Source organism: Limnohabitans sp. Rim8 (assembly GCF_943326455.1).
Lineage (GTDB): Bacteria > Pseudomonadota > Gammaproteobacteria > Burkholderiales > Burkholderiaceae_C > Limnohabitans_A.
On record NZ_CALPTI020000030.1, the window covers coordinates 18,234 to 28,255 of the forward strand.

The 10,022-nt window shown below is 60.7% G+C and carries 8 protein-coding genes; 7 read left to right on the forward strand and 1 reads right to left on the reverse strand.

Annotated features, from left to right (window positions below; genetic code table 11):
* The first annotated feature begins 161 nt into the window (after positions 1-161).
* Positions 162-602 carry a rhodanese-like domain-containing protein gene (locus Q1M54_RS15040; protein WP_300558857.1) on the forward strand — a complete coding sequence of 147 codons (441 nt, stop codon included), beginning with the start codon at positions 162-164 and terminating at the stop codon, positions 600-602.
* Between the two features lie 21 nt (positions 603-623).
* On the opposite strand, the gene Q1M54_RS15045 is transcribed toward Q1M54_RS15040, so the two are convergent.
* Positions 624-2,069 (reverse strand): amidase, encoded by a 1,446-nt coding sequence (locus Q1M54_RS15045; RefSeq protein WP_300558859.1) that lies wholly within the window; start codon positions 2,067-2,069, stop codon positions 624-626.
* A 61-nt stretch (positions 2,070-2,130) separates the two neighbouring features.
* Here Q1M54_RS15045 and Q1M54_RS15050 point away from each other — a divergent pair, with 61 nt between their 5' ends.
* The 6 genes from Q1M54_RS15050 to Q1M54_RS15075 form a co-directional block, all read left to right on the forward strand.
* Positions 2,131-3,705 carry an ABC transporter substrate-binding protein gene (locus tag Q1M54_RS15050; RefSeq protein WP_300558861.1) on the forward strand — a complete coding sequence of 525 codons (1,575 nt, stop codon included), beginning with the start codon at positions 2,131-2,133 and terminating at the stop codon, positions 3,703-3,705.
* A 59-nt stretch (positions 3,706-3,764) separates the two neighbouring features.
* Entirely contained in the window at positions 3,765-4,718 is a 954-nt protein-coding gene (locus Q1M54_RS15055) for an ABC transporter permease (protein WP_300558863.1), read from the forward strand.
* On the forward strand, positions 4,718-5,602 hold the full coding sequence (locus Q1M54_RS15060) for an ABC transporter permease (protein WP_300558864.1): 885 nt from the start codon (positions 4,718-4,720) through the stop codon (positions 5,600-5,602). The genes Q1M54_RS15055 and Q1M54_RS15060 overlap by 1 nt, the downstream gene beginning before the upstream one ends.
* Positions 5,602-7,224, forward strand: coding sequence for an ABC transporter ATP-binding protein (locus tag Q1M54_RS15065; RefSeq protein ID WP_300558866.1), 1,623 nt, complete (start codon positions 5,602-5,604; stop codon positions 7,222-7,224). Before Q1M54_RS15060 ends, Q1M54_RS15065 begins: the two co-directional genes overlap by 1 nt.
* A 30-nt stretch (positions 7,225-7,254) precedes the next feature.
* Complete coding sequence (locus Q1M54_RS15070; protein ID WP_300558868.1) at positions 7,255-8,754, forward strand: M81 family metallopeptidase; 1,500 nt, start codon at positions 7,255-7,257, stop codon at positions 8,752-8,754.
* Positions 8,755-8,814: 60 nt separating this feature from the next.
* Positions 8,815-10,022, forward strand: a 1,208-nt coding sequence (locus Q1M54_RS15075) for an amidase (RefSeq protein WP_300558870.1), incomplete at its 3' end; no start/stop codon positions are given.

Here is a 10,022-nt window from a genome sequence, read left to right on the forward strand (position 1 = left end):
GCTTTGACGTTGACGTAAACGTCAACCAAAACCCGCATCTTAGCCGTTGCGGCCTGTCCTGTCACTGACACTTGGACAGCCAAGCGGAAAGCTATGATTTGAGCCAGAGGCTTCTGCCAACGGTGCCTTGACTGACCCATACCCTTTTGATTGAACACCCCATGACCTCATCCGCCACGCCTGCACCCACATTTCCGGCCATCCCAGCGGCCATTGGCTATGCCGGCGATATTTCGCCTGAACAGGCTTGGGCCTGGGTGCAATCGGGCGAGGCCAAATTGGTGGACGTGCGGACTGACGCTGAACGGGCTTGGGTGGGTTTTGTGCCCGGTGCCCATGCTGTGGCCTGGAAGCAGTGGCCCGGCATGGCGGTGAACCCTGACTTTGACGCGGGCGTGCAGGCTTTGGGCGCAGAGGGGCAAAAACTCTTGATGCTGTGCCGAAGCGGTGTGCGTTCGATCGCCGCTGCCCAGCGGGCCACCGAGCTGGGTTTGCAGGCCTACAACATCCTTGAGGGCTTTGAGGGCGACCCGGACGACCAGGCGCACCGGGGTGTCCAAGGCGGCTGGCGCGTTCGCGGGCTGCCTTGGCAACAAAACTGAGGCCTGGCCTCGGGTCCAGCCTCAAACGCCTGGCGGGCGCCGGTTGATCAGTTCTTGGCTGGCTTTTTCGTAAGCGTGCGCCAACTTAAGGAGCGCCCAATCGCCTTGTGGCTTGCCAATCAGCGCCAATCCCATCGGCAGCCCGTTGGTGCCAAAACCGGCCGGCAAGCTGATGGACGGCAAGCCTGCCAAGGTGGCGTAAATCACCACCTCCATCCAGCGGTGGTAAGTGTCCATGGTGCGGCCCGCAACGCTTTGCGGCCAGCGCTGGGTGACGTCAAAGGGCCAAACCTGAGATACCGGAATCGCCAACACATCGAACTTTTCAAACAATGCCAGCATGCTGTGGTGAAAGCGTGTGCGGCTGGCGCTGCCGGCCATGAGCTGCGCTCCCGTGAGGGTGAGGAATTGTTCATGCTCCCATAGCGCCTCGGCTTTGATGTGGGCACGGTTGGCCGGGTTGAGCAACAAAGTCGCGATGCGCGGCCCCACCAAGGCTTGGCGCCACACCAACCAGGTCTGCCAAATTTGCTCGGGTGGCATGCCCAACTGGGCTTCGTCCACCGCACAGCCCATGTCAGTGAAACTCTTCAGGGCAGATTGGCAAACTTCCAAAATGCCGTCTTCGACGGGCAAGTAGCCTTGCAGATCACCCAACCAACCCACGCGTTGGCCTTTGGGGTCACTGTCCAGGTTGCCCGCAAACAGGGCGGGGTCATCGGCCAGGCTGAGCGGACTGGCTGGGTGGGGGCCGGCCTGCACCGACAAGAGCTGAGCCAGGTCGGCCACATGACGGGCCATGGGGCCTTCGGTGGCCAGTTGTGCAATGAAGGCGTCTGGCACGGGTTGCATCGGCACTCGCCCTTGTGAGGGGCGCATGCCAAACACATGGTTCCATCCCGCCGGGTTGCGAAGGCTGCCCATGAAGTCTGAACCATCGGCCACCGGCAACATGCGCCGGGCCAAGGCCACAGCCGCGCCACCGCTGCTGCCGCCGGCGGACTTGTGCGGGTTCCAGGCGTTGCGTGTGGCTCCAAACACTTCATTGAAGGTGTGCGAACCCAAACCAAACTCGGGGGTGTTGGTTTTGCCGATCACGATCGCACCCGATGCCTTCATGCGCTGGGCCATCAGGCCATCTTCAGCGGCCACAGAGTCCTTCATCAGCGGGCTGCCCAAACTGGTGCGCAAGCCCTGCACATTGGCCAAATCCTTGATGGCTTGGGGCATGCCGTGCATCCAGCCCATGGATTCGCCCCGCGCCAGTTGCGCATCGCGATCGTGGGCTTGGCGCAACAGCACCTCGGGGTCAACTCGGCTGACGATGGCGTTGCTCTCGGGGTTGAGCCGGTCGACCTGCGTCAAGGTGGCTTGCATGAGTTCGTGACACGACACCTGGCGTTGGTGTATCGCGCGTGACAAGTCCTTGGCGCTGAAGTCGATAATGTTTGTGGCTGATGGGTTCATCTTTGGATTTTTAGTGATACCGTTCACCTGATCATGTCACCCTATTGACTGGAGTAGATTTATGAAGCGTCGTTCTCTTTTTGCCTTGGCATCCTTGTCTGTCGCCCTCTTGAGCCCGTGGGCTGTTCAGGCGCAAACCAAGACCCTCAAGGTGGTGCCCCACGCCAACGTGACCATCCTCGACCCGGTTTGGAGCACGGCATTTGTCACCCGCAACCATGGCTACATGATTTACGACACCTTGTTCGGCACTGATTTGGCCGGCAAGGTCAAGCCTCAGATGGTGGACAAGTGGACGGTCAGCAAAGACAACCTGACCTGGACATTCAAACTGCGCGATGGCTTGGAGTTCCATGACGGCAAGCCCGTCACCAGCGAAGACGTGGTGGCCTCGATCAAGCGTTGGTCCAGCCGAGACAGCTTTGGCGGTGTGTTGGCCAAAAGCGTGGACAACTACAGCGCCCCCGACGCCAAGACCTTTGTCATCAAACTCAAGCAGCCTTTTGGCGTGATGCTGGAAGCCTTGGGCAAGCCCTCATCCAACGTGCTGTTCATCATGCCCGCCCGCATCGCAGCCACACCGGGCACCGAGCAGATCAAAGAGCATGTGGGTTCTGGCCCATACCGCTTTGTGGCCGAAGAATACAAGCCGGGTGAGCGCTTGGTGTATGTGAAAAACGACAAGTACAAGCCGCGCACCGAGGCGCCAGACGGCACCACGGGCGGCAAGTCTGTGCATGTGGACCGCGTGGAGTGGGTCATCATCCGTGACCCCCAGACCCAATTCAATGCCTTGGTGGCGGGTGAGGTCGACATCGTCGAGCAACCCACCTTTGAGCAGTACTCCTCTTTGAAGGCGCAAAAAGACATCCAGATCGTGGATGCACAGCCAGCCGGTTTGCAGTTCATTTTCCGCTTCAACCACCTGCATGCGCCTTTCAACAACGTCAAGATCCGCCAAGCGGCCATGGTTGCTTTGGGTCAAGAAGCGCACCTGAAAACCCAGGTGGGCGCACCGGGCATGTTTGCTTTTTGCAAGAGCATCTATCCCTGTGGCACGCCCTTGGCCAGCGACAAGATGGGCATCTACACCGGCATGGCCGACCCCAAAAAGGCCGCCCAAATGCTGAAAGAAGCCGGTTATGACGGCACCCCTGTGCTCTTGATGCGCCCGACCGATCTGGCCTCGATTGCCAAACTGCCTTTGGTGGCCAAGCAGCAACTGGAAGCTGCGGGCTTCAAGGTGGACATGCAGCAAATGGACTGGGCCACACTGGTGGCACGCCGCGCCAAAAAGGATGCCCCAGCGCAAGGCGGCTGGAACGCTTTCATGACGGCTTGGACGGCTGGCGACATCTTGAACCCCTTGACCATGGCCATGATGAATGCTGCCGGTGACCGGGGGTGGTTTGGTTGGCAGGATGACAAGCAGATCGAGGACTTGAAGGTCAAGTTTGCTCAGGCCACCAACGATGCGCAGAAAAAGCAGATTGCTGAGCAAATTCAGCTGCGCGCCATGGAGACCGCTTCGCACGTCCCATTGGGTCAGTATTTCAACCCGGCTGCGCTGCGTAAAAACATCTCTGGCTTGGTACCTGCAGGTGCGCAGGTTTACTGGAACATCAAGAAAAATTGATTCAAGTCGGCACGCCAGCGTGCTGACTTCGAACTTTTTGCGGCGTCACGAAAGCCCTCATGTTGCGTTTTTTAATGCAGCGATTGCTGTCGCTGATCCCTGTCTTGTTGACGGTGGCTGTGGTGGTCTTCCTGATCTTGCGCCTCACGCCGGGCGATCCGGCGGCGGTGATCGCGGGCAACAACGCAACCAACGAGGACATTGACCGGATCCGTGAGCAACTGGGCTTGAGTGAGCCCCTTTGGACCCAATTTTGGATCTGGTTCAGCGGCGTGCTGCAGGGTGACTTGGGGTATTCCTTTTACTTGGGCAAGCCGGTCTTGGAGTTGATTGGCCAGCGCATCGAGCCGACCCTGTCGCTGGCGGCGGGCACCATGTTCTTGGCTGTGTTGGTGGCGGTGCCTTTGGGCACCTTGGCGGCCTGGCGCATGGGCGGTTGGCTGGACCGCATCTTGTCGGGCTTTGCGGTGGCCGGTTTCTCGGTGCCGGTGTTTGTCATCGGTTATGTGCTGATCTACATCTTTGCCATTGAGCTCAAATGGTTCCCGGTGCAGGGCTACAAGCGGCTGATGGGGCCTTCTTCTCAGGGTGCAGCTGCTTGGGCTTGGCAATTGGTCTTGCCTTGGCTCAGTTTGGCCACCATTTATGTGGCCTTGATTGCGCGGGTCACGCGGGCCAGTGTCTCAGAGGCCTTGACCGAAGACTACATCCGCACGGCGCGTGCCAAAGGGGTGACCGAGCAAGCTGTTTTGATGCGCCACGCCCTGAGCAACGCAGCCGTGCCCATCGTCACCGTCATTGGCATCGGCGTGGCCTTGCTGATTGGCGGTGTGGTGGTGACCGAGACGGTCTATGCCATCCCGGGTTTGGGGTCGCTGACCGTGGACGCGGTGCTCAACCGGGACTTTCCCGTGATTCAAGGGGTGGTCTTGTTCTTCAGTGCCCTGTATGTGCTGATCAATTTGCTGGTTGACTTGAGCTATCTGTGGCTTGACCCGCGTATTCGGTACTGATGCCCATGAAACCCTTGGCTTCCCAATTGTTGGCCAACACCTCCATCCGTTTTGGGGCGGCGGTGTTGGGTCTTTTGATCCTGATCGCAGGTTTGGCCCCTTGGATGGGCACGGTCGATCCGGCGGCCATGGACTCGGGCCACATCAACACCTTGTCGGGCACGGTGGGGGCGTTTGCGCTGCTGGACGGTACCAGCGTGGCCCACACTTTCTGGATGGGTTCTGACAACTTCGGGCGCGACATTTACAGCCGGGTTTTGTACGGCACGCGGGTGTCTTTGTTGGTGGGCTTGTTCACCGCCGTGGCCGCCTTGTTGGTGGGCGGCACCTTGGGCATGTTGGCCGGTTATTTCCGGGCACTTGATGCGGTGTTGATGCGCTTCATGGACGGGCTGATGGCAATCCCCGCCATTTTGTTGGCCATTGCTTTGGTGGCCGCTTTGGGCGCGCAGTTGTGGACCGTGGTGGTGGCCATCGCGGTGCCCGAAATTCCACGTGTGACCCGCTTGGTTCGGTCTTTGGTCTTGTCCTTGCGCGAAGAGCCCTTTGTCGAGGCCGCGCGTGCCTTGGCCACGCCCACGCCCGTTATTTTGTGGCGGCATATCTTGCCCAATGCCATGGCGCCCCTGATCGTGCAAGGCACCTTCATTGCAGCCAGTGCTGTCCTGACTGAAGCGATTTTGAGTTTCTTGGGGCTGGGCTTGCCGGCCGACATTCCGACCTGGGGCAACATCATGGCCGAGGGCCGTGTGCAGTTCAGCCAGTACCCGGGCAATGTGCTGTACCCCGCTTTGTTTTTGGTGCCTACGGTGCTGGCGGTGAATTTGTTGGGCGATGGTTTGCGCGATGTGCTTGACCCCAAGTTTGCCAAAAGGGGGGCGTGATGAACACTGTCCCAGTGCCAGTTTTGTCGGTCCGAGATTTGTCGGTGTCTTTGCCCCCAGGGGGTGACCGTGCGCATGCGGTGCACCGGGTGTCGCTCAACATCCTTCCCGGCAAGACCTTGTGCGTGGTGGGTGAGTCGGGTTCGGGCAAGTCGGTCATGGCCACCACGGTCATGGGCTTGTTGGCCAAAGAACTCCAACCCAGTGGTGGCGAGATTGTGTTGCAAGGCGAGTCTTTGCTGGGCGCATCGGCTGCGCGTTTGAGGGCCTTGCGCGGCCGTAGCATGGGCATGGTGTTCCAAGAGCCCATGACCGCGCTCAACCCGGTGATGACCTGTGGTGACCAAGTCGATGAGTTGCTCTCGACCCACACCGATTGGCCGGCGGCGCAGCGCCGCGCTGAAATTTTGCGCATTTTTGAGCGGGTGCGCCTGCCCGACCCCGAGCGCATGCTGCGCAGCTTCCCGCACCAGCTCAGCGGTGGGCAGCGTCAACGCATCGTGATCGCCATGGCGGTGGTGCTCAAGCCCGCACTCATCATTTGTGACGAGCCGACCACGGCGTTGGATGTCACCACACAAAAAGAAATTTTGCGTTTGATCGCCGATCTGCAAACCGAGCAAGGCAGTGCCGTGCTCTTCATCACCCATGACATGGGCGTGGTGGCCGAGATCGCCGACGAGGTGTTGGTCATGAACCAGGGTGAAGCCGTTGAGGGCGGTCTGTGTGAACAGGTCTTGCGCCGCCCCAAAGCCGATTACACACGCCAGCTGTTGTCGGCCGTGCCCGGCATGACCCCGCCAGCGGCCAAACCTGCTTTCAGTGGCCCCGCGTTGCTGACTGGACAAGCTGTGGGTAAAACCTATGCCAGCCGCGACTGGATGGGCCGCAACCGCGCGACCGCTGCCTTGCAAAACGCCCATGTGGCGGTGCGTGCCGGCGAGACCGTGGGCATTGTGGGTGAGTCGGGTTCGGGCAAATCGACGTTGGCCCGTTGCCTGATTCGTTTGATTGATCCGACCGAGGGCCAGATTTTGTGGGGTGAACACGAAGTGGCGAACTTGCCTGAGGCCCGCTTGCGGGCCTTGCGCAACCGGGTTCAAGTGGTGTTTCAAGACCCCAACCGCTCGCTCAACCCGCGCCGCACCGTGGGCCAGTCCATGGTGGAGGGCGCCATGAACTTTGGTCAAACCCGCGCTCAGGCTGAAGCCTTGGCCGCCGAGCTGATGGCCCAGGTGCGTTTGCCGGTTGAAGCTTTGCAGCGCTACCCCAGTCAGTTCAGTGGTGGCCAACGGCAGCGCTTGGCCATTGCGCGTGCGCTGGCATGCAGGCCCCAGGTGTTGGTGGCCGACGAAGCCGTCAGCGCTTTGGATGTGAGCGTGCAGGCGCAGATTCTGAATTTGTTGCGAGAAATCCAGGGCCGTTTGGGCTTGGGTTTGTTGTTCATCACGCATGACCTGCGTGTGGCCGCCCAGTTGTGTGATCGCGTCATCGTGATGCACCAAGGCCGCATTGTCGAGGAAGGTCCGACGGCCGAGTTGTATGCCAACCCCCAACAAGACTACACACGCCGTTTGTTTTTTGCTGCACCCGCTGCATTGCCGCCTCTTGAGGCACTTTGAAACTTGTCCCCTGCCTGAGTGCTTTGATCCATGACCCGTATCCTGATGGCTGGTTACCAGCACGAGACCAACACCTTTGCCCCCAGCTTGGCCGATTGGGCTGCTTTCCAAACCGGTGAGGCTTTTCCTGCTTATGTGCGGGGGCAGGCCATGCTGGACCAGATGACCGGCGTGAACATTCCTGCGGGAGGCTTCATTGACTCGGCGCGCCGCGAGGGTTGGCAATTGGTACCTTCGGCTTGGGCCGGGGCCACGCCATCGTCTTATGTCACGCGCGACGCTTTTGAGCGCATTTGCAGCGCCATCTTGGAAGACGTGCGCGCCGCCATGGTGCAGGGCTTGGACGGCGTGTACTTGGACTTGCATGGTGCCGCCGTGGCCGAAAACGCCGATGACAGCGAGGGTGAATTGATCGCTCGCATTCGAGCGGTGGTGGGCCCCCGCGTGCCCATCGTGGCCAGCTTGGATCTGCACGCCAACGTGACCCAGCGCATGCTGCGCGTGTCCGATGGTCTGGTGGCATACCGCACTTACCCACACATCGACATGGCCGACACCGGCGAGCGGGCCGCCATCTTGCTGCGCGAACATTTGCGTGCAGGCACCAAGCGCTCTGTGCAGGCACGTCGCCTGCCGTTTTTGATTCCACTCAACGCACAAAGCACCTGGATGGCCCCTGCCCAAGGGCTTTATGACGAGATGATGGCGCTCGAGACACAAACTGGCTGCATGTTGAGTTTTTGCATGGGTTTTCCGGCCTCTGATTTTGACGAGTGTGGACCGGTGGTCTGGGGCTGTGGCCCAGGCGCCGAATCTGCTGTCCAGCGCTTGTTTGAACGCGTGGCCGAGCCCAGCCAATGGCGCCCCGATGTGTTGCCCGCCCGTGAAGCCGTGGCGCAGGCGCTGGCCACAGCCGAAGTGTCTTCAGCCCCCGTGGTGATGGCCGACACGCAAGACAATCCGGGCGCTGGCGGCGACAGCAACACCACCGGCATGCTGCATGCCTTGTTGCAGCAAGGCGCTGGCCAGCGCTGGCCAGGCCAAGTGGCTGTGGGCTTGCTTTATGACCCCGCAGCTGCCCGCATGGCCCATGAGGCCGGTGTGGGGGCCAGTTTGCAGTTGGCTTTGGGCAAAGCTGTGCCCACCTTTACCGGCGAGGACAGTGATTCGCCTTTGCAGGGGCGCTTTACGGTGCGCGCTTTGGGGGCAGATGACTGCGAACTCAAAGGCCCGATGATGACCGGCATGAAAGCCCACATCGGCCCCTGCGCCTGCCTTGAAATCGACGGTGTGCTGATCGCCGTGGCCAGCGGCAAGATGCAAATGCTGGACCGAGAACTCTTTCGCGCCGTGGGCATCCAGCCTGAGCAGATGAAGCTCTTGGTGGTCAAAAGCTCTAACCATTTTCGCGCCGACTTCACACCCATTGCCAGCCGTGTGTTGGTGGCCAAAGCGGCTGGCCCCATGGCGGCCGACCCGGCGGACTTGCCTTGGAAAAAGCTCAGCCCCCATACCCGCACCCGGCCATGACCCTGACCTGACCCGACCGCAGGCAAAGGGTTTTTGAATCACCACCTCAGAGGCACGACCATGCGCACAGCACCCCAAGCATCTGCAGCAGCAGCTTCGCAAGACCTGACCCAAGCCCCAGCCCATGAACTGCTGGCGTTGTACCGCAGCGGGCAGGCTTCGCCGGTAGAGGTAACGCAGGCCGTGATTCAGCGCATTGGACGTGTCAACCCGCAAATCAATGCCTTTTGCCTGGTGGATGAAAAAGCCGCCTTGGCCAGTGCCCGTGCCAGTGAAGCCCGTTGGCAGGCGCACCGCCAGCAAGGTGCGCCCGTGGGCGCTTTGGACGGCGTGCCAACTTCCATCAAAGACCTGATCTTGACCCAAGGCTGGCCCACTTTGCGTGGCAGCCGCACGATCGACCCGAACCAGACTTGGGATGTGGACGCACCGGCCACTGCCCGCTTGCGCGAAGCGGGTGCGGTGCTGCTGGGCAAAACCACCACCCCCGAATTTGGTTGCAAAGGCGAGACCAATTCGCCTGCCACTGGCATCACGCGCAATCCCTGGAACCTGGCCCACACACCCGGCGGCTCCTCGGGCGGAACGGCTGCTGCGGTGGCCGCAGGTCTGGGGCCCTTGAGTGTGGGCACCGATGGTGCAGGCAGCGTACGCATTCCAGCAGCTTTTTGCGGCAACGTGGGCCTGAAACCCAGTTTTGGCCGGGTGCCTGCTTACCCCTTGTCGCCTTTTGGCTCGGTGGCGCATTTGGGGCCCCACACCATGAGCGTGCGCGATGCCGCCCTGATGACCAACGTGCTCAAACAGCCCGATGCCCGCGATTGGACATCGCTGCCGCCGGACGCGAGTGACTACACCGTGGGCCTTGAAGATGGCATCCGGGGCCTGCGCATCGCCTATTCGCCCACCTTGGGTTATGCCAAGAATGTGCACCCCGAAATCGCTGCTGCGGTGAACGCGGCTGTTTTGCAACTGCAGGCCTTGGGTGCGCATGTGGAGCAGGTTGATCCGGATTTTGAAGACCCGCTGGAGATCACCACTGGCCTGTGGTTTTTGGGCGCACACACCGTGTGGCAAGGCTTGAGCGTTGCCCAGCAGGCCGTGGCTGACCCGGATTTCCGGGCTGAGGCCGAACTGGGCGCCCAACTGACCGCCTTACAAGTGCAGCAATTGAACCAGCGCCGCGGTGTGCTGGGCTCGCACATGCGACAGTTCATGCAGCGCTACGACCTCTTGGTTACACCCTCGGTCTCAATTCCAGCTTTTGA

Coding starts and splice junctions, on each gene's coding strand:
- Q1M54_RS15040 (WP_300558857.1), top strand. CDS start 162: ATGACCTCATCCGCCACGCCTGCACCCACATTTCCGGCCATCCCAGCG.
- Q1M54_RS15045 (WP_300558859.1), bottom strand. CDS start 2,069: ATGAACCCATCAGCCACAAACATTATCGACTTCAGCGCCAAGGACTTG.
- Q1M54_RS15050 (WP_300558861.1), top strand. CDS start 2,131: ATGAAGCGTCGTTCTCTTTTTGCCTTGGCATCCTTGTCTGTCGCCCTC.
- Q1M54_RS15055 (WP_300558863.1), top strand. CDS start 3,765: ATGTTGCGTTTTTTAATGCAGCGATTGCTGTCGCTGATCCCTGTCTTG.
- Q1M54_RS15060 (WP_300558864.1), top strand. CDS start 4,718: ATGCCCATGAAACCCTTGGCTTCCCAATTGTTGGCCAACACCTCCATC.
- Q1M54_RS15065 (WP_300558866.1), top strand. CDS start 5,602: ATGAACACTGTCCCAGTGCCAGTTTTGTCGGTCCGAGATTTGTCGGTG.
- Q1M54_RS15070 (WP_300558868.1), top strand. CDS start 7,255: ATGACCCGTATCCTGATGGCTGGTTACCAGCACGAGACCAACACCTTT.